A 23045-nucleotide genomic window follows, 5' to 3' on the forward strand; every position below is an offset into this window, starting at 1 on the left:
TGCTGCCTGGGAGGCACGGTGACGATCAGCACCGATTCGAACGACCAGCTCGCCCCCGACGTGGCCATCGACCCCTACGGCTTCTTCGAGTACATGCGCAACACGGCGCCGGTGTGGCGCGGAACGCTCATGGAGAGCGATCTGATGCCGCCGGAACTCAAAGTCTCCGAGAACTGGGTGCTGTTCGACTTCGAGAGCGTCTTCACAGCTTTCCGCGAGGACACCGTGTTCGCCTCCGAGATGTACAACAACACGATCGGGCTGGTCTTCGGGCCGACGATTCTCGGCATGCACGGCAAACAGCATCACGACCACCGCAGCCTGGTGTCGAAGGCCTTCCGGCAGAGCGCGCTCGCGCAATGGGAACCGGAAGTGATCGATCCGATCTGCGATCAACTGGTCGACGAGTTCGCCGACGACGGCGAGGCCGACCTGATCAAGGCGGTGACGTTCGAGTTCCCCACCCGCGTCACGGCTGCACTGCTCGGGCTGCCGCAGGACGACCTGGACATGTTCCGCCGGCTCTCGTTGGACTTGATCTCGATCACCGAGGACATCGAGGCCGGGCTGAACGCCTCGGTCGAACTGGGCACCTACTTCCAAGACCAGGTCGACCAGCGCCGCCGCAAGATGACCGACGACGTGATCGGTGACCTCGTCGGCGCGGAGATCGACGGCGAGAAGCTGACCGACGAGGCGATCATCTCCTTCCTGCGGCTGCTGTTGCCCGCCGGACTGGAGACCACCTATCGCTCGTCGAGCAACCTGTTGGCGCTACTGCTCACCCACCCCGATCAACTCGAGGCGCTCCAGCGGAATCGCGATCTGATCCCGGCGGCCATCGAGGAGGGCATCCGGTACGAGACGCCGCTTGTGCTGGTGGCACGCAACACCACTCGCGACGTCGAGATGCACGGCCTGACCATTCCCGAGGGCGCGCAGGTCAACCTGTGCATGGGTTCGGCGAACCGAGACGCGAAGCGATGGGACAACCCCGACGTGTTCGACATCCATCGGCCGCGCCGCGCGCACATTTCGTTCGCCGGTGGCATCCACAGTTGCCTGGGCATGCACCTCGCGCGCGTGGAAACCCGTGCGATGCTCAACAGCCTCTTCGACCGAGTGACCGACCTTGCGCTACTCGAAGACGAGGACACGAAGATCACCGGCATGCCGTTCCGCTCCCCCAAGCATCTGCCGGTGACATTCCGCCGAGCCTCATGAGAAGTCGCGCGGCGATCCTGCACGACGTGGGTCAGCAGTGGTCCGTCGAGGACTTCGAACTCGACCCGCCGAAGGCCGGTGAGGTGCTCGTGGAAATGGCCGCCGCAGGGCTGTGTCATTCTGATGAACACATCCGCAACGGCGACCTGTCGGCGTCCAACGAAGTCATGGCGGCCTACGGTCTGCCGTCGATGTTCCCGGTGATCGGCGGTCACGAGGGCGCCGGTGTCATCCTCGAAGCCGGCGAGGAGGTCAGCGGATTCGCGCCGGGAGACCACGTCGTGACGTCGTTCGTCGCGGTGTGCGGTCGCTGTCGGTGGTGCAACTCCGGCATGGAGTACATCTGTGACATGGGCGCACAGGTGATGGTTCCGGGTATGCCGACCGACGGCACCTTCCGCCATCACACCGCCGACGGCCGCCAACTCGGGCATCTGTCGAAGGTCGGTGCCTTCTCGAAACACACTGTGGTGTCCACGGATTCGATCGTCAAGATCCCGAAGCAGCTACCGTTGTTGCCGATGTCGTTGCTGTCCTGCGGGATTCCGACCGGATACGGCTCAGCCGAGAACCGTGCCAACGTGCGGACCGGCGATACCGTCGTGATCATCGGCGTCGGGGGTATCGGAACCGGCGCGATCCAGGGCGCTCGCCTCAACGGCGCCGCACAGATCATCGCCGTGGACCCGGTCGAGTTCAAGCAGAAGTCGGCGCTGAGATTCGGCGCGACACACAGTGCAGCGACGACTGAAGAGGCCGCCGACCTGCTCAGTGAACTGACAAGCGGAGTCATGGCCGACAGCGTCATCGTCTCGCCCTCCCTGATCACCAAACACGATGTGCAGGCCGCGCTCAGCTTGACCCGTAAGGGCGGCACCTGCGTGTTGACGGGGATGACCAAGCAGACCACCGGCTCCATCGCGATCAACCTGCAGGAGTTCATCCTCTGGAACAAGAACCTCGTCGGCACGGTGTTCGGGTCCTGTAACCCGAGGGTCGACATCCCCCGATTTGCGCGGCTCTACGAGGCCGGTCTCTTACAGCTCGACGAGATGATCACCCGCCGCTACCGGCTCGACGACATCAACGACGGCTACCGCGACCAGCGCAACGGCGAGATCATCCGCGGCGTCATCGACTTCAGCCTGAGCTGAGATTCGCGAGACCTACGAAATAACGGGTTCGACGCGGAATTTTCAACCGAAACGTCGGTTTCGGCGGGGAGGCGCTCACACGATGCGCGACGTTCGGCCCTGCCAGTAGCGGTCGCGGATCCGCCGCTTGTAGAGCTTGCCGTTCGGGTCGCGCGGCAGCGCGGCATCGAAATCGACTGTGCGCGGGCATTTGTAGCCGGCGAGGTGAGCCCGGCAGTAGTCGATTAGCTCTTCGGCGAGCGCCGGTCCCCGCGGCACACCGTCGCGCGGTTGCACGACCGCCTTGACCTCCTCGCCGAACTCGTCGTTGGGTACGCCGAAGACCGCCGCGTCGAGAAGCTTGGGATGCATGACCAGAAGGTTCTCCACCTCCTGCGGGTAGATGTTCACCCCGCCGGAGACGATCATGAACGTCGACCGGTCGGTGAGGTAGAGGTAGCCGTCCTCGTCGAGATATCCCATGTCGCCCAAGGATCGCCACCCCTGCGCATTGGTCACCGATGCCGTCTTCTCCGGATCCTTGAAGTACTCGAATTCCGGTCCGCCCTCGAAGAACAACTCGCCTGCTTGCCCGGCGGGCAGTTCGGCGCCGTCCTCGCCAATGACGTGCACGGGGGTGTACGGCCGGCCCACCGACCCCGGATGGGCCAGCCATTCCTGCGGCCCGATCGTCGATCCGGCGAATCCCTCGGTGCCGCCGTAGTACTCGTGGACGATCGGACCGAACCAGTCCATGATGCGGTGCTTGACGTCGACGGGGCACGGCGCCGCGGCGTGAATCACGCACTGCAGGCTCGAGACGTCGTACGACGCCCGCACCTCCTCCGGCAGCTTCAGCATGCGCACGAACATGGTGGGCACGAACTGGGCGTGGGTGACGCGGTGGGTTTCGATCAATCGAAGCACGGCCTCGGCGTCGAACCTTCGCATCAGCACAGTCGCCGCTCCGACGCGCTGCACCGCCATCGTGTAGTTCACGCCCGCAGCGTGATACAGCGGGGCCGGTGACAGGTACACGCTGTCGGGAGTCATCGCGTACCGCCGACGCAAGGCGTTCTCGAGAACGTTCTGCCCCCATGACCCTTGGCCGTCCGTCGGCAGCGGCCGCCGCACCGCTTTCGGCCGGCCCGTCGTTCCCGACGAGTACAGCATCTCTGAACCGTCGTTGCGCGGTGGCGGCGCCCCCGCCGCTGCGAGCGCGTCGTCGTACCTACGCCAGCCGTCGATGTCGCCGCCGACGCAGATGCGGAGGTCGACGTCGCCGATCCGCTCGCCCAACCCCGTTAGCGAGGTGTCGACGAACACCGCCTTGGCCTCGGAGTCACCGACGACATAAGCCACCTCGTCCGCGGTGAAGTGCGTGTTGACCGCCGAGTAGTACAGCCCCGACAGCTGGCAGCCCCAAGTGATCTCGAGGAACTCGCGGCGGTTCGGCAGCACCAGCGCGACACCGTCACCGCGACGCAGTCCCGCGTCGTGCAGCACCGCGGCCACCCGCCGAGCCCGCTCGGACAGCTCGCCGTAGGTGACGATGCCGCCGTCGGCCACGATCAGCGCCGGCGCCGCCGGATCGGAGGTCTGCACCTACGAGGCGGCGCCGTCGGTCGATGCGGCGGCCTGACGCTGCGCCATCTCCGACGGCAGAATCTTGTCCCGGAACACGGTCTGGATCAGCTCCTGGACGTCCTTGCTGATCGAGGCGAGCGCGACGAGGTCGTTCGAGCTCTGCCAGTGCACCCGCATGCCCATCAGCTCCCAGGCGCGTTTGAGGTTCGCCTTCGTCGCCAGGAGCGTCGTCATCGGTGCGCGGGCGATGTGCCGGGCGATCGCCTCCACCCGGTCGTCGAGGTCTTCGCGCTTGACCACCTCGTTGACCAGGCCGATCTCCAACGCCTTCTTCGCGTCGATCACCTCGGCCAGATACAGGTAGTACGCCGCCCGCCGCCAGTTCATGAAAACCCAGGGCTCGATGGAACATTCGCCCGACGGCATCCCGAACCCCTGCAGCGGCGGGTAGGAGAAGTACGCGTCCTCGGAGGCGATCACGATGTCGGTGGTCAGCCCCATGTGGGTGCCGCCGCCCACGCAGTAGCCGTGCACCTGCGCGATCGTCGGCTTGGAGAACTCCCACAGGTTCAGGGTCGGCTTGACGAACAGGTCCGACTGCGGTTTCCACGGGTGACCCATCTTCATGGCGCCCTCGACGAACGCCGGATAGTCGACTGCGTTGTTGCCGATCGCGTGCCCGGAGCAGAAGCCCTTGCCGTTGGCCTTGAGCACCAGCACCTTGATGTCGTAGTCGCGGTCCGCATCGAGCAGAGCGGCGTCGACCTCTTCGGCAAGCTTCTGGTCCTGCGCGTTGGCCTTCTCCGGCCAGTTGAGGATGATGCGCGCGACCGGGCCGTCCTTCTGATAGATGATCCGCTCGCGAGTCTCGTTCAGCTGCACTGGTTCTCCTTCGTTATGAGGTGATCACGCCGATCTGGGCGCCGATGTCGTAGGTCGTGCCGATCTCGCCGGTCCAGTGCACCGTGCCCGCAGCGCCCGCCTCGATCTCCTGTTCCACCTTTTCGGTGGCGATCGTGTAGATCGGGGTGCCCTCGTCGACGTGTTGGCCGGAGTCGACGAGGAATTCGGTGAGCTCTGCCTCCGATACGGCCACCGACACGCGAGGGATGCGAATGAAAAAGTCAGGCACGCACATCCGCCCTCTCGAACGTGCGCTGTGCGGCGGCAACAATCCGCGCCGCCGTCGGATAGATCTGCGATTCGAGCCCTGGTGCCGCCGGTGTCGGCACGAACCGGGCCGCGACGCGTTCGATGGGAGCGACGAGTTCGGCGAAGCATTCGGCCTGCAGAATCGCCACGATCTCGGCGCCCGGTCCGGCGAACTGCACCGCGTCGTGGATCACCACCGCACGCCGGGTGCGCTGCACCGAGTCGACGATCGTGTCGACGTCGAGTGGGACGAGTGTGCGCAGATCGACGACCTCGGCGCTGACGCCCCGCTCGTCCAACGCCGCTGCGGCCGCGAGCGCCTCATGCACGCTGCGCCCGTAGCTGATCAACGTGACGTCCGAACCGGCCCGCTTGATGTCGGCGGCCCCAAGCGGAACCCTGAAGCCGGGATCCGTTGGCACCAAACCTTTCTGCGCCTGCAGCCGGATCGTCTCGACGAACAGGCAGGGGTCCTCGTCGAAGATCGCCGACGTCAGCAACCCCTTGCCGTCGCGCGGAGTCGACGGCACGATCACCTTCATCCCGGGCATGTGCATGAACCATGCTTCGAGACTCTGGGAATGCGTCGCGCCGGTGGCCAGGCCGCCGTACACCTGGGTGCGCACGGTGATGGGTGCGCTGGTTCGTCCGGCCGTCATGAACCGCAGCTTGGCCGCATTGTTGACCAGTTGGTCCGCGGCGATGCCGATGAAGTCCATGATCATGATCTCGGCGACGGGCAGCAGACCGTCGATCGCCGCCCCGATCGCGGCGCCCACGATCGCGGCTTCGGAGATCGGGGTGTCGAGCACCCGCCGGCGGCCGTACTTCGTGGAGAGCCCGGCGGTCGGGCCGGACGCGCCTGGGTCGGCGATGTCCTCGCCCAGCAGGAACACCCGCTCGTCGGCGGCCATCGCCTGGTCGAGCGCGAGGTGTAACGCCTCACGCATCGACATCTCTTTTTCGTCCATCGGCGTCATCCTCAGACCGGGTACCGGATCGCGGTGGCATAGACGTCGCGGTCGAGTTCGTCGGCCGAGGGCGCGTCGGCCGCCAACACCACCGCGAGCGCGCGCTCGACCTCGGTCAGCGCGTCCTGCTCGACGCGGTCGAGTTCTTCGTCGGTGCATACTCCCGTCTCGACGAGCCGGGACCGAAAGCGCGGCACGGGATCGACCGCCATGGCCGCCTCGAGTTGCTCGGCGGGAATGTAGGGCATCCGGTCGCCGAAGTAATGGCCGCGGAACCGGAACGTCATGCACTCGAGCAGCGTGGGACCGTCACCGCCCCTTGCCCGTTCGACTGCGGTCTGCAGTGCCGCCGTGACGGCGAGTGGGTCGTTGCCGTCGACACGCACACCCGGCATACCGTAACCAGCCGCCCGGTCGGCCACCCGGTCGAGCTTCATGGTGTCGCTGGTGGGCGTCATCTCCGCGTACTGATTGTTCTGGCAGACGAACACCGTGGGAAGGTTCCACAGCGCCGCCATGTTCGCGGCCTCGTGAAACGACCCGGTGTTGGTGGCCCCGTCACCGAAGCTGACGACGGTCACGCGGTCGAGGCCCTTGCGCTGGGCGGCCATCGCCAAGCCGACCGCGACCGGGGGCCCCGCGCCGACGATCCCGGTGCACAACATCACGCCGCACTCGGGCTTGGCGATGTGCATGGTCCCGCCCTTGCCGCGGGCGGCGCCGACAGCGCGCCCCATCATCTCGCCGTAGATCTCCTCGAGCGGAACGCCTTTGCCGATGAGGTCGTGCAGCCCCCGGTAGGTCGTCACCAACTGGTCGTCGTCGCGCAGGGCGACACCCATGGCGGCCGCGATGGCCTCCTGGCCGCGGGACGGCCAGTACACGCACATGAACTCGCCGGTGCCGATGCCCTTGCTCAACCGATCGTCGGCGGCCTTCATCAACGTCATCAGCGCATAGAGCCGACGCTGAACGTCGCCCGGTTGAGTCATGTTCCGAGAGAACCGATCTCGCGGTACACCCGCGGCACCGGAGGCGGGTCCATGCTGAGGTTCTCCATGCCGGTCAGGCCGCCCGGCGCACCGAGTTCACCGAGCCTGGTCACCGCCGCGTCGAGGTCGTCGCAGTCGAGTTCGTAGATCGCGACGAACGGACCGTTACCGTCCGTCGGCGCGAACCGCCGCGCCGACACCACACCCTCGACCGAGAGGATCTGCGCGAGATGCGTCTCGTTGTACCAGGTGTGGTACTCCGCTTCGCGGTCCGGCGATGCCGGCATGGTTTCGACGTACATGATCCCTCGCGGCACGGTCATCGCCTCCCTACGCGCCGGCCCACGGCTTGACCTTGAGGAACCCGCCGGCGTCGACACGTAACTGCTGACCCGTGATGTAGCGCGCCGCGTCCGAAGCGAGAAACAGCACTGCCTCGCTGATGTCCTCGGGTTCGACGTACGGGATGGGCATGCCCTGGATCACCGGGAAGACGACCTCGGCGTCCTCGCGGGTGGGCTCGGCCAGGTCCGGCCGGAACGCGCGGTACATCGGCGGGCTGTGCAGCATGTCGGTGTTGCAGTTGGTCGGATGGATCGCGTTGACACGAATCTTGTTCGGCGCCAGCGCGAGCGCGAGATCGTTGACGTAATGCGCGACGACCTGCTTGGCGAACGCGTAACCGGCACCGCCGGGGCCGCCGTCGATGCCGCCGGTGTTCATCGACGCCATGAACGCGGCCACCGATCCGATCGCGATGATCGAGGCCCCCTCGTGCAGATGCTTCATGCTGGCGTGCACCAGGTTGAGGACTCCGACCAGGTCGACGTCGACCGCGTCGACGAACGCCTGCGGGGGCAGGCCGGCGGTCAGCGGACAGATGCCGGCGTTGGCGACCACGACGTCGAGATGCCCGAACTCCGCCACCCCACGGTCGATGGCGGCTGACAGCGCCGCCCGGTCGCGGACGTCGGCGATCTCGGTGTAGGCGCGTTGCCCCTCCTTCTCGACGAGGCGTGCGGTCTCATCGAGGTCTTCTGGACGCGCCAGCGGATATTCGTTGGTCTCGATGTCGGCGCAGATGTCGACGGCGATGATGTCGGCGCCTTCCGCGGCCAATGTCCTGGCGTGCGACCGGCCCTGCCCGCGTGCGGCGCCGCTGACCAGCGCGACCTTGCCCGCGACCCTGCCCACTGTGGCCTCCCTCGGTTCACGCCAACTGTAAGCCCTCGACTAGCTATACTCATAAAAATAGATAAAACAGCTGTCTGACGCGACAGGACGCCGGTGGACTTCTCCTACCCTCCCGACGTGGAGCAGTTCCGTAAGGAATTGCGGACGTGGTTGGCCGCGAACCTCACCGACGAGGTCGTGGCCGCCCACCGTCGACGTGCCCGCGATGACGCCGCATTCGGCGTCCTGCGCGGGTGGGATGTCACCGTCGCGGATGCGGGCTGGGGGGCGGTGTCCTGGCCGGTCGAGTACGGCGGGCGCGGCGCCACTGTGCTCGAGCAGTTGGTCTACGCGGAGGAGACGATCCGCGCACGAGCGCCGGTGCCGCTCAACGTGATCGGGATGAACAACATCGCACCGGCGATCATGCAGTACGGCAGCGAGACGCAGAAGCGCGACCTGCTCCCCCGGATGGTCCGCGCCGACGACATCTGGTGTCAGGGTATGTCGGAGCCGGAGGCCGGATCGGACCTCGCCGCCCTGCGCACCCGCGCGGTGCGCGAGGGCGAGGATTTCGTGGTCAACGGCCAGAAGGTCTGGACGTCATTGGGCCACCGCGCCGACTGGTGTCAGCTGTATGTGCGCACCGATCCCGACGCGCCCAGGCACAAGGGCATCTCTTGCCTGATCGTCGACATGACACTCGCGGGGATCGAAGCGCACCCGCTCGTCACACTCAACGGCGCATCCGACTTCGCCGAAGTGTTCTTCCACGATGTCCGCGTACCCGCCGACGCCCTTCTCGGCCCGCTGAACGGCGGATGGGCGGTGGCGACCACCACACTGAGCCACGAACGGGCCGGCGCGGCCCGCCTGTATGCCCAACTCCAGATGCAGCTCCGGGACCTCGTGACAGACCTGGCCGCCGAGACGTCCGACGGTCGTCCGTTGCTCGAGGATCCATGGGTATTGCGACGCCTCGGTGAGCTGTCGGTGCGCATCGACTACCTCGAGATGCTCTGCAAGCGCGCGATTTCGGCGTCGCTGCACGGTGGTGACGGGCTGAGCTCTGCCAGCCTCGCGAAGAGTGTGTGGGCCGAAGCCGGTCAGGAATTGGCCGAGCTGGCGTTCGAGCTGCTCGGATCGCGGTGCGCCGACGATCGGTGGACCGATCAGCGGTTGGCGTCGCGCTCGCTGACCATCGCGGGCGGAACCACGCAGATCAACAAGGGCATCATCGCCACGCGCGTGTTGGGGTTGCCGCGGTGATGAACGGATCACCCCGATGAACCTGGAACTCACCGACGAGCAACTCGGCCTGCAGGACACCGTGCGCCGCTTTCTGGCTGAGAAGGCTTCCATCGCAACGCATGTGCGGCCGATGCTCGGCGAGGCGACCGGCACGATGGCCGGGGTGTGGACCGGGCTCGCCGACCTCGGTGTCACCGGCCTGCTGGTCCCACAGGAGCACGGCGGCGCGGGAGCGACGATGGTCGAGGCCGGGATCGTCGCCGAACAACTCGGTGCCGCGGTGAACCCCGGGCCGTGGCTTTCTTCGGCGGTCGCGGCGCCGCGTGCATTGCTTCGCGTCGGCGCCGAGCCCGCCGACCTGCTACAGGCCGTCGCCAACGGTTCGATCGCGACGGTCGCGGCCCTCCGGGGCCCGCGCCCGCACGCGATGAACGGGAGGACATTGCGCGGCTCGGCGGAGGCGGTACCCGACGCCGCAGCGGCAGACGTGCTGCTCGTGGTGGCCGAAGAAGACCATGGCGCGGCGCTTTTCGCGGTCGACGCCACTGCCGACACCGTGGTCCGCACGCCTCGCGGCCACGTCGACCCGACGCGGAAGCTGTTCGACGTCACTTTCGACGACACCCCCGCCCGGCGACTGGCCGGAGCACCTCGCGACACGGTGCTGGCCATCCTCGACGACGTCCTGATCGCCTCCGCGGCCGACGCGGTCGGCGCCGCGCGCGCCGTCTCGAACCTTGCCGTCGACTACGCGAAGGTGCGCAGGCAATTCGACAAGCCGATCGGCAGCTTCCAGGCGGTCCAGCATCTGTGCGTCGACATGTACGAGACCGTGGAACTTGCGCGCAGCGGCGTTCTGCACGCGCTCTGGGCCGCCGACGCGGCAGGTCCCGCCGAACGGCATCTGGCCGCCATCCGCGCCAAAGGCTATGCGGCTCGATTGGCCACCGTCGGCGACACCGCGGTCCAAGTGTTCGGCGGCATCGGGTTCACCTGGGAACACGACGCGCATCTGTACCTGAAACGGTTGCTGAGCTTCGCCGCCATGGCCGGCGGCACCGGCCGCTACCTCGAGGAAGCGGGCCGTCGACTGGTTTCGTCGGTCACCGGACGCCGCGGAACAGGAGACGCGCTATGACCGAAGTCCTCAACGGCGTTCGCGTGGTCGAACTGGCGTCCTGGACGTATGTGCCGTCGGCCGGTGCCGCGCTTGCCGATTGGGGCGCCGACGTCATCAAGGTCGAAGACGTCAAGGCCGGCGATCCGGGCCGGGCCCTGGTGATCGGCGGCTTCACCAAGGACGCCGCGCGTGCCAAGGTCGACTTCATCCTCGAGATCGGCAACCGCGGTAAGCGCAGCATCGCCCTCGACCTCAAGTCCGACACCGGACGCCAGTACTTCGGTCGGCTGCTCGCGACGGCCGATGTGTTCCTGACGAACTGGCTGCCCGGCCCACTGGAACGCGCGCGGCTGACCGTCGAGGACATCCGGTCGTTCAACCCGAACATCATCATCGCGCGCGGCACGGGTACGGGCGTCCGTGGCCCCGACCGCAACAAGGGCGGCTTCGACGCCGCGACCTACCTGTCGCGCGGTGGTGTGTCGTACACCATGACGCCGTTCGGGACCGAGACCCCCGCGGTGCAGGGGCCCGGCTTCGGCGACCTGCAGGGCGGCATCACGCTGGCCGGCGGCGTCTGCGCCGCGTTGTTTCACCGCGAACGGACGGGTGAGCCGTCGATCGTCGACTCATCGCTTCTGGCGCAGGCGATGTGGACGATCGCGCCGTCGATCTCGGTGGCCGACTTATTCGACATCGACGGCATCCCCGGTGCACCACCGGGATTGGCGATCAACCCGCTGGTCAACCGCTACAAGACCCGCGACGAGCGGTGGATCCAACTGGTCTTCCTCCAACCGGACCGCTACTGGGCCGGCTTCTGCGGACGAATAGGGATGCCCGAACTGGCGACCGACGAGCGATTCGTGCCGTCGAGCAACCTGATCGCCAACGCGGAACTGGCGTGCAAGCTGGTCGGTGACCGCATCGCCGCCGAAGACCTCGGATACTGGAAGGAGGCGCTCGCCGACGAGCCCGGCGTGTGGGCGGCGCTCGCGACGCCGAAGGAAACGCTCAACGACCCGCAGGTCCGGCCCAACGGATACGTCGTCACCAACATCGACGACCACGGCAATGACTATCAGATCGTCGCCGCGCCAGTTCAATTCGACGAAACACCGCCCGCGTCCGCGCGGGCCCCCGAGCACGGCCAGCACACCGAGGAGATCCTGCTGGAGCTCGATCTCGACTGGGACGACATCTCGGCGGCCAAAGACAGTGGCGCGATTCTCTAGGAGACGACGATGGAACAGCGCACGCTCGCATCGGTGATCTACGAGCGCGAGCCGCCGATCGCGCGCATCATCCTGAACCGGCCCGAAAAAGCCAACACCAAGGACGCCAGCCTGGTTCAGGAGGTCGACCAGTGCCTGCGGGAGGCCGATCGGGACAGGGACATCAAAGTCGTCATCCTCAAAGCCAACGGCAAGGGTTTCTGCGGCGGGCATGTCGCGCGGTGGGGCCCAGACGAGAACCCTTACCCCGACTTCGGCGAGACGTTCGAAGATCTCTACAAAGGCACCGCGGACCTGTTTCTGTGGCCGACGCTGTACCTGTGGGAGTTCCCGAAACCCACGATCTCGCAGATTCACGGCTACTGCATGGGCGGCGGTATCTATCTCGGCTTGCTGACCGACTTCTGTGTCGCCTCCGACGACGCGTACTTCCAGATGCCGTTGGCGCAGAGCCTGGGCGAACCGGGCGGGCACACCATGATCGAACCGTGGCTGCTGATGAACTGGCACCGCACGATGGACTGGCTGCTGCTGGCCCCGACGCTGTCCGCGCAGGAGGCGCTCGAGTGGGGACTCCTCAACAAGGTGGTACCGCGCGACGACCTCGAGCACACCGTCGAGGAGATGGCTCGCAGGATCGGGCGAATTCCGCTCACCACGCTGATGGCGGTGAAGAACAACGTCAAGCGTGCCTACGAGCTGATGGGCATGCGGGTGCACCTTCAGGTCAGCCACATCTTGACGAACATGGTCGGCGCGGCGACCGATGTCCAGGACCGCCGTGCCCAGCTGATCGAGTCCGGCCGTACCCCAAGGGATTTCACCCAGGACCGGGATGGCGATTGATCAGCCCGCGGCGTGCTTGGCGGCAACGTAGCCGAACACCATCGAGTTCGCAATGCTGGCGCCCGCACCGGGATACGTGCGGCCCATCACCGTGGCGGTCGTGTTGCCAGTGGCGTACAACCCCTCGATGACGCGGTGCTGCTCGTCGAGAACCTGGGCGTGCTCGTTGGTGATCAGGCCGCCACACGTGCCGACGTCAGCCGGAAAGACACGGGTGGCGTAGTACGGGGCGCGGTCCAGGGGGCCCAGCGCGGCGTTGGGCCGAAAGCCGGGGTCACCGAGGCAGTCGTTGTAGGCCGACTGGCCGCGGCCGAAGTCCGGGTCGAGACCCTTGGCGGCGAATCGATTGAACCGGACGATCGTGGCCTCGAGTTCGGCAGGAGCAACGTCGATTTCGCGGGCCAGACCAGTGATCGTGTCGGCCCGCTTGATGGCGCCCTGTTGCATCAACGCCGCGGGTAGGGTGCGCTTCCGGAACGGGTTGGCACCCGAGACGTACCTGCTGACATAGCCTTCGTCGAAGACCTGCCAGCACGGCACCGCCTTGTTGGCGTACATCGCCTTGCCGACCTCCACGTAGGAATTCGACTCGTTGCAGAACCGCCTTCCGGCCGAATCGACGTAGATGGCACCGGGCCGCTGTCTGGCGACACCGAGCGATGCGGCGGCGGGGTCGGCGATGAAGACCATCGGCAGCCACCAGGCCTCGTCGAGCAGGTCGGTTTTCGCGCCCAGGCGCATCGCGGCCTGTAGCACCTCGCCGGTGTCGCCGGCATTGGCGATGGACCACGAACCGTCGTTCGGCTGGTCGCCGCTGTAGCGGCGGCGCATGTCGGCGTTGTGGCCGAATCCGCCCGCCGCCAACAACACTCCCCTGCGGGCCTCGACGGTCACCGGGACCCCGTCGCGGGTCACGCGAGCCCCGACGACGCGGCCGTCCTCGACGATGAGGTCATCCATCGCGGTGTTGAGCCACACCGCGGGGTTACCGTCGCCGAGGCCGATCATGATCTCGAGCATCTGGCCGATCAACGACGACCCGTTGGTGAGGATGTCGCGTCGCCGTAACCGGGCGCCCATCGTCCTGGCGAACACCCGCGCGGCCGTGGCGAACGCCCGCGGCGCGCGGTTGAAGTACTGGACCGCGCGCAGTTCGTTGGTCTTGACCACGAACCCGTAGTTCCGCGCGAGCGGCGGCTGCACCTTGTCGCGCCACTCCCCGAGGGCGGCGGCGTTGAACGGAGCTCCTTCCACAGCGCGCCCGGCTGCGTTGCCGCCCTTGTGATTCGGGTAGTAGTCGCTCCAGCCCGCGCACCGCATGAGCCGTACGCCCTTGCGGACCAGAAAGCCGATCATCTCGTAGCCGGCGGTCAGGAACATCTCGCGGCGGTCGGGGGACGAGGCTGGCCCGATGTCGCCGACGACGTCGGCCAGATACGCCAGGCCGTCCTCGTGTGAGTCCAGGATGCCGTCGGCGCGCATCAACGGGTTGTTCGGCAGCCATACGATGCCGCCGGACAGGCCCGTCGAGCCGCCGACAAGGCCCTGCTTCTCGACGACCAGTGGCTCGATGCCCGCGTCGAGCGCGGTCAGCGCCGCCACCATTCCGCCGCCGCCGCTACCCGCGATGAGCAGGTCGACGGACTTGTCCCATGTCACCATGCCGGAACGCGATCGCTGAGCCCGAGATCGGCGACCGGCACGTCGATCGTGGTGTTGGTCCTCTGAATTGCGGGCGCCAGCCGGTCGGTGGGCAGGCCGGCGAGGAAGCCGTCGATGACCCGCTCGAAATTGGAGATCAGCCCCTCGATCTGGTGCGAGAGCCGCATGTAGGTGAATCCCCTGGCGTGCAGCCCTTTTTGTTGACGTGGCAGGTTCGCGAAGTCCTGTCCGGGAATGGTCGGCCAGCTGGGGTCGTCCGGCAGCAACGGCTCGGGCGGCGTCGGCCTGCCCGGTGACCGGTCGTTCGGATACCGGGTGAGCGACCAGATCTCGAACAGCGTCTCCTCTGGCCCCAGCGGACGGATCCGGTACGACGAAGCGCTGCTGTACTGCGGCAGTAGGAAGTAGTGGGGGAAGCAGAAACCGATCGGGTCGATGACACCGCGCCGGTCGAGATCGTTGAGGTCCGGGAAGTCGCATCCGCGCGCCCGGTGCCAGCGGGTGACGCCGTCGTTGACGGCGCTGCGCCAGGCGGCCATCGCCTCGGCCGGATCGGCGGGCAGCGGAATGTCCTGCAGTCCCTCGGCGACCCGTAGGTCGTTCTCGTGCGTCATGCCGCCCATACCGGAGCCCAGTGCGCGCATGAAATACAGGCTCGCCTGCACGACGGGATGGACCGACCCGGAGTCGGGGTGAAACGAGGACGGCAGCAGTTGCGGATGGGTCTGCGGAACGTGGTAGCCCTCCATGAACGCCGCGGTTGCGAGCTTCCAATTCACCGGCAGCAGGCACGACTTCCACCACTCGGTATGCAGCGCAGCCACGTTCCACTCGTCGTGCCGGGACGCGAAGGGCTCGATGCAGTCCCGCAGCGGCGGGGCGTTGTCGTCGAGGTTGATCCACGCACAGCCGCCCCACGACTCGCACCGGACCGGGACAAGTGCGAGATCGCCTGCGCACAGGTTGTTTTCGCTGAACTCCTCGGAACGAAGGACGAAGGTGCTTGCGCCGTCGAGGCTCCAGCACCAGCCGTGGAACGGACAGACGAAGCTGCGCCGCGAACCGTGGCCCTCGACGAGTTTCATGCCGCGATGACGGCAGGAGTTGTGGTACGCGCGGACGGTACCGGCGTCGACCCGGACCACGATGACCGACTGGTCGAGGATTTCGTACTCGACGAAGTCCCCCGGCGTGGGAATCTCCTCCAACCGGCATGCCATCTGCCACACACGGGGCCAGAACATCTCGGCCTCGAGCGCGTAGAACTCCGGATCGTAGTACCGCTGCTTGGGAATCCGGTCGACAGTCTGTACCGCCCAGGGCACCGGGAGCGGCGTCCAGTCCACAGGCCCCGATCGAGGCGTCACCGGTCTAAAATAGCAAAAATAGCAAGTAAGCCAAGCGGTCCAGCGGGCTCAGTCCGGACCGGCCGCTAGTACTGGCCGAGCGGGCGGCAGACGTTGGTGATCGGATTCCAATATTCTCCGGGGGCGCATGCCAGCGGCGCCGTCGCCACCGGCCCTCGACACGTATTCGCGACGGGATCCCACCACCCGTTCGGGCAGTTGAGCGGTTGCGCCGAAGCCGACGCCGGCATCACGAGCGACAACGCCGCGAGAGGGGCAGCAGCGGCGGTCATGACCATCGAACGCCGAATGATCCTGTTCATGCGTCGAGCTTGCCCCGAACCGCGTCGTTCCAAACCGCCGGGACCGACCTTCACGGCAGCACCACCTCCAGTCTCTCCCAGCCGCGAACCGTGGACGTCGGCGCGAGTTCGGCGGTGCCGTAGTCGATGTCCCATTCGGGCCAGCGGTTGAGCAACTCGTCGAGTGCGACGCGTCCCTCCAGTCGGGCGAGGTTGGCACCCAGGCAGTAGTGCACGCCCTTGCCGAACGTGATGTGGCTGATGTTGTCGCGGTGGATGTCGAAGACGTCCGCGCGGTCGTAGCGGCGCGGATCACGGTTGGCCGACCCGAACATGAGAAGTATCGCGCTGCCCGTAGGCACGACGCGTCCGTGAGCCTCGAAATCCCGTGTCACCAAACGTGCGACGTTGTGACCGGTCGGCTCGAACCGCAACGTCTCGTCGACCACCCGTGGCAGCAGCGACCGGTCCTGCACCACTTCCCGACGCTGATCGGGATGCTCGGCGAGTACCTTCGCGAGCCAGCCGATGAGCCGCCCGGTGGTCTCGTTGCCCGCGCCCGCGACCACCTGGGTGTAGTGCAGGACCTCCCTGCGGGTGAGCTTGCGCGTCACACCGTTCTCGTCGGTGAACTCGACGTTGAGAAGCGCGGTCATCAAATCGTCGGAGGGATTGTTGGCCCGCCAGTCGACGTAGTCGGCGTAGATGCTGCCGTCGGCGATCTTGTCGGCCCGCACCACCTTCATGGGCGAGCCCGGCTTGGTGCGCAGGCTGGCGTCGTTGGCATCGCGCACCGACACCTGCTCCGACTCGGGAATGCCGAGCAGCATCCCGATGACACGCATGGGCATCATCGACGCCAGCTCGGCGATGATGTCGAACCGGTCGGCACCCACCAGCGGGTTCAAGCAGTTGACGCAGTACCGCCGGATCTGGTCCTCGATTTCGGCCATCCGCCGCGGGGTGAACACCCGCGACATGAGGCCGCGCAGCATCGTGTGGACCGGCGGATCCTCCATCATCATCACGCCTTTGGGCATGTCGAACTCCGACTGGATGAGTTCGAGGATGTCGCCTCGGCTGTTGGAGAAGGTCTGCCAGTCGAGCAGCGCTCGCTCGACGTCCCCGTGCCGTGACAGCGCCCAGAAGTCGTATTGCTCGTTGTAGTAGAGCGGCGCTTCCTCCCGCAGCCGCGCGTACGTGGGGTACGGGTCGGCCACGATGTCCACCCGATACGGGTCGTAATAGACAGCAGGGTCGGTGCTGATGACTGTCATGGCCTTCTCTACTTCAGACAGCTGCCCGCGTCCACGGGCAGCGGAACGCCTGTGATGTAACGGGATTCGTCCGAGGCGAGGAACAACACCGCGTTGCTGATGTCCTCCACCTCGACCCACGGGATCGGCAGCATGTGGAATGTCTGACAGATCGGCGCGAGGTCGTCGGGACCGGGCTTGTCCAAGTCGGGGCGAAACATCCGATACGTCTGCTCGTTCATCAGCAGCGGCGTGTTGACGTGGGTGGGATGAACCGAGTTGACCCGGATCGAGTGCTGGCCGAGCTCGACGGCGAACGTCCGCATCAGACCGACCACACCGTGTTTGGCCGCGGTGTAGTGCCCGGTGTGCGGATAGGCCTTCAGACCGGCAACCGAGCTCGTCAACACGATCGATCCGCCGCGCCCGCCGGCCAGCAGGTGCGGGACGCCGGCCTTCACCGACTTCCACACCCCGGCGAGGTTCACGTCGATCATCTCCCGCCAGGTCTCTTCGGTGAGCTTGTGCAGTTTCGTACCGACCGTTCCGATACCGGCGTTGGCGACGACGATGTCGAGACGGCCCAGCTGCTCGACGCCGTCGTCGACGACCGCCGCCAGGGCGTCGAAGTCACAGACGTCGACCTGCGCGGTGACGATCCGCCGGTCGAGGTTCTTGACCATGTCGGCGGTTTCGGCGAGGTCTGCGGGAGTGGACCCTTCCGCGGGTGAACCCTCGAACGCCCGGCACACGTCGACCGCCATGATGTCGGCACCCTCCTGCGCCAACCGCACCGCGTGGCTGCGGCCCTGACCCCGTGCCGCACCGGTGACGAAAGCGACCTTGCCCGCTACCCGACCAGCCATCGCCGCCGCTCCCCTCACTTGTTTGGGCGATCGCCCAACATTTAGGCTGGCGCCATGTCTAGCAGCCCGGTCGGCGACCGGTCAAGGGGTGGCCGCGAGTCGGCGACTCGATCGGCACTGATCGAGGCGACCGCCCAGGTCATGCTCGACGAGGGTTATGCCGCGGCCACCTCGCGGCGGGTGGCGGCCAAGGCGGGCGTGAAGCCGGCGCTCGTGCACTACTACTTTCCGAGCATGGACGACCTGTTCCTCGCGGTGCTGCGGGAAGGCGCTGAGGCCAACCTGGCGCGCCAGCGCGAGGCGGCGGCCGCCGAGGAACCCCTTCACGCGCTGTGGCGGCTCAACAGCACTCATGGCGCGAGGCTGTTCATGGAGTTCATGGCCCTGGCCAACCATCGCAAGGCGATTCGCAGCGAGATCGCCGCATACGCTGAGCGTTTCGGTGGGGTCGAAGAGAACGTCGTGGCGACGGCGATGAAGGCGCACGGCGCGGACGTGGAGGCGTTCCCGCCGATAGTCATGTCTATGATCGTCACGAGCCTCGCCCGCATCGTGCTGCTCGAACGGGGGCTCGGCATAACCCGGGGGCATGCCGAGGCCGAAGCATTCATCGAGCGCTACCTGGATCGCTTCGAGAGCCAGTCATTGTGAGCTGGACCACAGCGTCGACGCGGTGGTGACCAGCAGCACGATGACTTGAGTTAACCTGGGGCTCAGTGAGAACTTATACGGGCTAAGTTACGCACAGGGCATGCACAGCGATGAATACGACTTGAGGGCGGATATGGGTTGCACCGGGCGGGGACGGTAGATGTTCCGACTTGCGAGAAAGGTCTGGCTCCCGATCGTCATCATCGTCGTGGTGACCATTGCCGGGTTCACGGTCAGCCGCATCCGCACCTTCTTCGGTGCCGAGGGCATCCTCGTCACCCCCCGGGTGTTCGCCGACGATCCCGAGCCGTTCGACCCGAAAGTCATCAAGTACGAGATATTCGGCAATGGGTCGTATGCGGACATCAACTATCTGGACCTCGACGCGAGACCGCAACGAATCGACGGCGCGTCGCTGCCGTGGTCGCTGACGTTGCAGACCACGGCGCCCTCGGCGGCCCCCAACATCGTCGCCCAGGGCGACGGCACCAGCATCACCTGCCGGATCACCGTCGATGACGAAGTCAAGGACGAAAGAACCTCCACCGGCGTGAGCGCCCAAACCTTCTGCTTTGTGAAGTCCGCATGAGCACCCCGACGAACGAGATCCCCACGGACGCGTTCCCGCCCGTCCGGCACGCCAAGCGACCGTTCATCCCGCGCACCATCCGGCTGTTCGCGATCCCGATCATCATCGGCTGGGTGGTGCTGATCGCGGTGCTCAATGTGACTGTGCCGCAGCTGGAAACGGTCGGTCAGATGCGCGCGGTCTCGATGAGCCCCGACTCGGCGCCGTCGATGATCGCGATGAAGCGCGTCGGCAAGGTCTTCCAGGAGTACGACTCCGACAGCTCGGCGATGATCGTGCTCGAGGGCGAGCAGCCCCTCGGCGAGGACACCCGCGCCTTCTACGACCAGATGATCGACAAGCTCGAGGCCGACACGAAGCACGTCCAGAGCGTCCAGGACTTCTGGAGTGATCCGCTGACCGCCTCCGGCGCGCAGAGCAGCGACGGCAAGGCCGCCTACGTTCAGGTCTACCTGTCGGGTAACCAGGGTGAGGCGCTGGCCAACGAGTCGGTCGAAGCGGTGCAGGACATGGTCGCCGAGATGCAGCCACCGCCGGGCGTGAAGGCCTACGTGACCGGTCCGGCGGCACTCGCGGCCGACCAGCACATTGCCGGCGACCGCAGCATGCGGATGATCGAAGCGCTCACGTTCACCGTGATCATCGTGATGCTGCTGCTGGTCTACCGGTCGATCATCACGGTGGTGCTGACGCTCGTGATGGTCGTGCTGCAGTTGTCCGCGGCCCGCGGCGTGGTGGCGTTCCTCGGATACCACGAGATCATCGGGCTATCGACGTTCGCGACCAACCTGCTCGTCACCTTGGCGATCGCCGCGGGGACCGACTACGCGATCTTCTTGACGGGCCGCTATCAGGAGGCCCGCGGCACCGGGGAGGACCGCGAGTCCTCCTACTACACGATGTTCCACGGCACCGCGCACGTGGTGCTCGGCTCGGGCCTGACGATCGCGGGCGCGTTGTTCTGCCTGAGCTTCACCCGGCTGCCCTACTTCCAGACCATGGGCGTGCCGCTGGCCATCGGCATGGTCACATCGGTTCTGGCCGCGCTGACGCTCGGGCCGGCGATCATCAGCATCGCAAGCAGATTCGGCAAGGTGCTCGAGCCGAAGCGGGCGATGCGCGTGCGGGGCTGGCGCAAGGTCGGGGCGGCGGTCGTGCGCTGGCCCGGACCGATCCTGGTCGCGACGATCGCGCTGTCTCTGGTGGGGCTGCTGGCCCTGCCCGGCTATCGCACCAACTACAACGACCGGAACTACCTGCCCGCCGACCTGCCGGCCAACCAGGGTTACGCGGCCGCGGACCGGCACTTCTCACCGGCCCGGATGAACCCGGAACTGCTGATGATCGAAAGCGACCATGATCTGCGCAATTCCGCGGACTTCCTGGTGATCGACAAGATCGCCAAGCAGGTGTTCCGGGTACCGGGAATCTCCCGGGTGCAGGCCATCACCCGGCCCGACGGCAAACCGATCGAGCACACCTCGATTCCGTTCCAGATCAGCATGCAGGGCACCACCCAGCAGATGAACCAGAAGTACCTGCAGGACCGGATGGCCGACATGCTCGTGCAGGCCGAGGAGATGTCCAAGACCATCAAGAACATGGAGCGGATGTCGGCGCTCACCGAGGAGATGGCGGCCACCACGCACAGCATGGTCACCAAGATGAAGGACATGACCGTCGACGTGGCCGAATTGCGGGACAGCATCGCCAATTTCGACGATTTCTTCCGGCCGATCCGCAACTACTTCTACTGGGAACCGCACTGCTTCAACATCCCGATCTGCTGGGCGTTCCGGTCGGTGTTCGACACCCTCGACGGCATCAACACGATGACCGACGACATCCAGAACCTCCTGCCCGACATGGAGCGGCTGGACAAGTTGATGCCGCAGATGGTGACGCTGATGCCGCCGATGATCGACACCATGAAGACGATGCGCACCATGATGTTGACCATGTACTCCTCGCAGAAGGGGCTGCAGGATCAGATGGCCGCGATGCAGGAGAACTCGACCGCCATGGGCGACGCGTTCGACGCATCGATGAACGACGACTCCTTCTATCTGCCGCCGGAAGTCTTCGACAACGAAGAGTTCAAGAAGGGCATGGAGAACTTCATCTCACCGGACGGCAAGTCGGTGCGCTTCATCATCGCCCACGACGGCGATCCGATGACCCCCGAAGGCATTGCGAGGATCGACGCGATCAAACAGGCCGCCAAGGAAGCCATCAAGGGCACGCCGCTGGAGGGCTCCAAGATCTACCTCGCCGGCACCGCCGCCGTCTACAAGGACATGTCCGACGGCAACAACTACGACCTGATGATCGCGGCGATCCTGGCGCTGGCGTTGATCTTCACGATCATGCTCATCCTGACCCGGGCCGTGGTCGCTGCTGCGGTGATCGTCGGCACCGTCGTGATCTCGCTGGCAGCTTCGTTCGGCTTGTCGATCCTGATCTGGCAGCACATCCTCGGTATCGAGCTGCACTGGATGGTGATGGCGATGGCGGTCATCATCCTGTTGGCCGTCGGCGCCGACTACAACCTGCTACTGGTGTCGCGGCTCAAAGAGGAACTCCATGCGGGCATCAAGACCGGGATCATCCGCGCGATGGGCGGCAGCGGTTCCGTCGTGACGTCGGCCGGCCTGGTATTCGCGTTCACCATGATGTCGATGGCGGTCAGCGAACTCACCGTCATCGGACAAGTCGGAACCACCATCGGACTGGGCCTGTTGTTCGATACTCTTGTCATCCGGGCATTCATGACGCCGTCCATCGCGGCGCTCATGGGTAAGTGGTTCTGGTGGCCACAGCGGGTAAGGGAACGACCGGTACCCGTACCGTGGCCCAGACCCAGAGAATTGACGCCGTCCGGTCCAGAAGGAGCCCAGTCATGAAGAGACTGATCGTCGCAGTTGCCACCGCCGCCGCGGCGTTGATGTTGGCGGTGCCCGCACAGGCGCAGGACATCGACACCGACTTCACCAACGAGCTGCACACCTACGGCATCTACGGCCAGAAGGACTACAACGCCTGGATCGGCAAGATCACCTGTAAGCGGCAACGCAAGGGCATCGACAAGGACGCCTTCGCGTCGGCAAACTTCGTCCGCGACCAACTGCCGCGGAGTCAGAACAGCACGGAGCAGACCTGGAAGTTCCTGGCGGGGGCGCTGCGCTTCTACTGCCCCGACCTGCTGCCGATCCTGGACCAAGCACGCGATCAAGGAGTTTTGCAGTGATTCGTAAGGCGACCATCGCGTTGGCCACCATCGGCTGCGCGGCGATGATCTTCCCGGGCACAGCGGCCGCGGACGCCACCGATGACTACCCGATCCCGAACCGGATGCTGAGGACCACCTGCACGGTCGACCAGTACATGGCCGCAGTTCGCGACAAGGACCCGTTCTATTTCGAGCGGTACATGATCGATTACAAGAACAGGCCGCTCGATGTCCAAAAGGGCGCGCGCGACCGGATCTACTGGTTCTTCTCGTTGGATTACGCGGGCCGTCGTCAGTACTCGGAAAACACCGCGACGAATGTTTACTACGAGCAGATGGCGACCCGGTGGGGCAACTGGGCCAAGCTGTTCTTCAACAACAAGGGCGTCGTCGCGCATGCAACCGAGGTGTGCATGAACTACCCGCCGAGCCAGCCCGAAATCTGGAACTGGTAGCCGCG

The 23045-nt window shown here is 65.9% G+C and carries 22 protein-coding genes; 11 read left to right on the forward strand and 11 right to left on the reverse strand.

All coding sequences use genetic code 11. The features are described from left to right. Window positions 1-18 precede the first annotated feature (18 nt). Together AU185_RS07530 and AU185_RS07535 are read left to right on the forward strand one after the other, a co-directional pair. Entirely contained in the window at window positions 19-1224 is a 1206-nt protein-coding gene (locus tag AU185_RS07530; RefSeq protein WP_059098607.1) for a cytochrome P450, read from the forward strand. Further along, a complete protein-coding gene (locus tag AU185_RS07535; RefSeq protein WP_059098608.1) occupies window positions 1221-2378 on the forward strand; it encodes a Zn-dependent alcohol dehydrogenase in 1158 nt (385 codons plus the stop codon). Before AU185_RS07530 ends, AU185_RS07535 begins: the two co-directional genes overlap by 4 nt. Before the next feature lie 75 nt (window positions 2379-2453). Here the strand turns inward: AU185_RS07535 and AU185_RS07540 are convergent, their stop codons facing one another. From AU185_RS07540 to AU185_RS07570, 7 genes are read right to left on the reverse strand one after another with little or no spacing between them, the layout of a single operon-like run. After that, the gene (locus AU185_RS07540) at window positions 2454-3962 is read right to left on the reverse strand and encodes an acyl-CoA synthetase (protein ID WP_059098609.1); all 1509 of its coding nucleotides are present in this window, start codon (window positions 3960-3962) and stop codon (window positions 2454-2456) included. Continuing rightward, window positions 3963-4826 (reverse strand): enoyl-CoA hydratase/isomerase family protein, encoded by an 864-nt coding sequence (locus AU185_RS07545; RefSeq protein ID WP_059098610.1) that lies wholly within the window; start codon window positions 4824-4826, stop codon window positions 3963-3965. A 13-nt stretch (window positions 4827-4839) separates the two neighbouring features. Further along, entirely contained in the window at window positions 4840-5076 is a 237-nt protein-coding gene (locus tag AU185_RS07550) for a lipoyl domain-containing protein (RefSeq protein ID WP_059098611.1), read from the reverse strand. Next, window positions 5069-6067: an alpha-ketoacid dehydrogenase subunit beta gene (locus tag AU185_RS07555; protein WP_059098665.1), complete on the reverse strand. Its 999-nt coding sequence runs from the start codon at window positions 6065-6067 to the stop codon at window positions 5069-5071. The genes AU185_RS07550 and AU185_RS07555 overlap by 8 nt, the downstream gene beginning before the upstream one ends. 11 nt (window positions 6068-6078) lie before the next feature. After that, window positions 6079-7059 carry a thiamine pyrophosphate-dependent dehydrogenase E1 component subunit alpha gene (locus AU185_RS07560; protein WP_059098612.1) on the reverse strand — a complete coding sequence of 327 codons (981 nt, stop codon included), beginning with the start codon at window positions 7057-7059 and terminating at the stop codon, window positions 6079-6081. Beyond that, a complete protein-coding gene (locus AU185_RS07565) occupies window positions 7056-7382 on the reverse strand; it encodes a DUF4286 family protein (RefSeq protein WP_231740259.1) in 327 nt (108 codons plus the stop codon). The genes AU185_RS07560 and AU185_RS07565 overlap by 4 nt, the downstream gene beginning before the upstream one ends. Window positions 7383-7389: 7 nt before the next feature. Beyond that, window positions 7390-8253, reverse strand: a complete 864-nt coding sequence (locus AU185_RS07570; RefSeq protein WP_059098613.1) for a mycofactocin-coupled SDR family oxidoreductase — start codon at window positions 8251-8253, stop codon at window positions 7390-7392. A gap of 93 nt (window positions 8254-8346) precedes the next feature. Between AU185_RS07570 and AU185_RS07575 the strand changes: the two genes are divergently transcribed. From AU185_RS07575 to AU185_RS07590, 4 genes are read left to right on the forward strand one after another with little or no spacing between them, the layout of a single operon-like run. Continuing rightward, a complete protein-coding gene (locus AU185_RS07575) occupies window positions 8347-9501 on the forward strand; it encodes an acyl-CoA dehydrogenase family protein (RefSeq protein WP_059098614.1) in 1155 nt (384 codons plus the stop codon). Window positions 9502-9517: 16 nt separating this feature from the next. Beyond that, window positions 9518-10621 (forward strand): acyl-CoA dehydrogenase family protein, encoded by a 1104-nt coding sequence (locus AU185_RS07580; protein ID WP_059098615.1) that lies wholly within the window; start codon window positions 9518-9520, stop codon window positions 10619-10621. Next, on the forward strand, window positions 10618-11838 hold the full coding sequence (locus AU185_RS07585; protein ID WP_059098616.1) for a CaiB/BaiF CoA transferase family protein: 1221 nt from the start codon (window positions 10618-10620) through the stop codon (window positions 11836-11838). Before AU185_RS07580 ends, AU185_RS07585 begins: the two co-directional genes overlap by 4 nt. Before the next feature lie 9 nt (window positions 11839-11847). After that, window positions 11848-12684 carry an enoyl-CoA hydratase/isomerase family protein gene (locus AU185_RS07590; protein WP_059098617.1) on the forward strand — a complete coding sequence of 279 codons (837 nt, stop codon included), beginning with the start codon at window positions 11848-11850 and terminating at the stop codon, window positions 12682-12684. On the opposite strand, the gene AU185_RS07595 is transcribed toward AU185_RS07590, so the two are convergent. The 4 genes from AU185_RS07595 to AU185_RS07615 form a co-directional block, all read right to left on the reverse strand. Then, window positions 12685-14346, reverse strand: a complete 1662-nt coding sequence (locus AU185_RS07595; RefSeq protein ID WP_059098618.1) for an FAD-binding protein — start codon at window positions 14344-14346, stop codon at window positions 12685-12687. It abuts the gene before it with no gap. After that, window positions 14340-15692 (reverse strand): aromatic ring-hydroxylating oxygenase subunit alpha, encoded by a 1353-nt coding sequence (locus AU185_RS07600; protein WP_059098619.1) that lies wholly within the window; start codon window positions 15690-15692, stop codon window positions 14340-14342. Before AU185_RS07600 ends, AU185_RS07595 begins: the two co-directional genes overlap by 7 nt. Before the next feature lie 373 nt (window positions 15693-16065). Continuing rightward, window positions 16066-17271 carry a cytochrome P450 gene (locus tag AU185_RS07610; RefSeq protein ID WP_059098621.1) on the reverse strand — a complete coding sequence of 402 codons (1206 nt, stop codon included), beginning with the start codon at window positions 17269-17271 and terminating at the stop codon, window positions 16066-16068. 8 nt (window positions 17272-17279) lie between these two features. After that, window positions 17280-18116: a mycofactocin-coupled SDR family oxidoreductase gene (locus AU185_RS07615; protein WP_059098622.1), complete on the reverse strand. Its 837-nt coding sequence runs from the start codon at window positions 18114-18116 to the stop codon at window positions 17280-17282. Between the two features lie 54 nt (window positions 18117-18170). Between AU185_RS07615 and AU185_RS07620 the strand changes: the two genes are divergently transcribed. The 5 genes from AU185_RS07620 to AU185_RS07640 all read left to right on the forward strand — a co-directional run bounded on the left by AU185_RS07620 (window position 18171) and on the right by AU185_RS07640 (window position 23040). Then, window positions 18171-18767, forward strand: coding sequence for a TetR/AcrR family transcriptional regulator (locus AU185_RS07620; protein WP_082683780.1), 597 nt, complete (start codon window positions 18171-18173; stop codon window positions 18765-18767). 160 nt (window positions 18768-18927) lie between these two features. Next, entirely contained in the window at window positions 18928-19356 is a 429-nt protein-coding gene (locus AU185_RS07625) for an MmpS family transport accessory protein (protein WP_059098623.1), read from the forward strand. Further along, a complete protein-coding gene (locus tag AU185_RS07630) occupies window positions 19353-22259 on the forward strand; it encodes an MMPL/RND family transporter (RefSeq protein WP_059098624.1) in 2907 nt (968 codons plus the stop codon). The genes AU185_RS07625 and AU185_RS07630 overlap by 4 nt, the downstream gene beginning before the upstream one ends. After that, window positions 22256-22603, forward strand: a complete 348-nt coding sequence (locus AU185_RS07635) for a DUF732 domain-containing protein (RefSeq protein WP_059098625.1) — start codon at window positions 22256-22258, stop codon at window positions 22601-22603. The genes AU185_RS07630 and AU185_RS07635 overlap by 4 nt, the downstream gene beginning before the upstream one ends. A 44-nt stretch (window positions 22604-22647) precedes the next feature. Then, window positions 22648-23040, forward strand: a complete 393-nt coding sequence (locus AU185_RS07640) for a DUF5078 domain-containing protein (RefSeq protein WP_082683791.1) — start codon at window positions 22648-22650, stop codon at window positions 23038-23040. Window positions 23041-23045 lie beyond the last annotated feature (5 nt).

The sequence above is a fragment of the Mycobacterium sp. GA-0227b genome, from assembly GCF_001499855.1.
Classification (GTDB): domain Bacteria; phylum Actinomycetota; class Actinomycetes; order Mycobacteriales; family Mycobacteriaceae; genus Mycobacterium.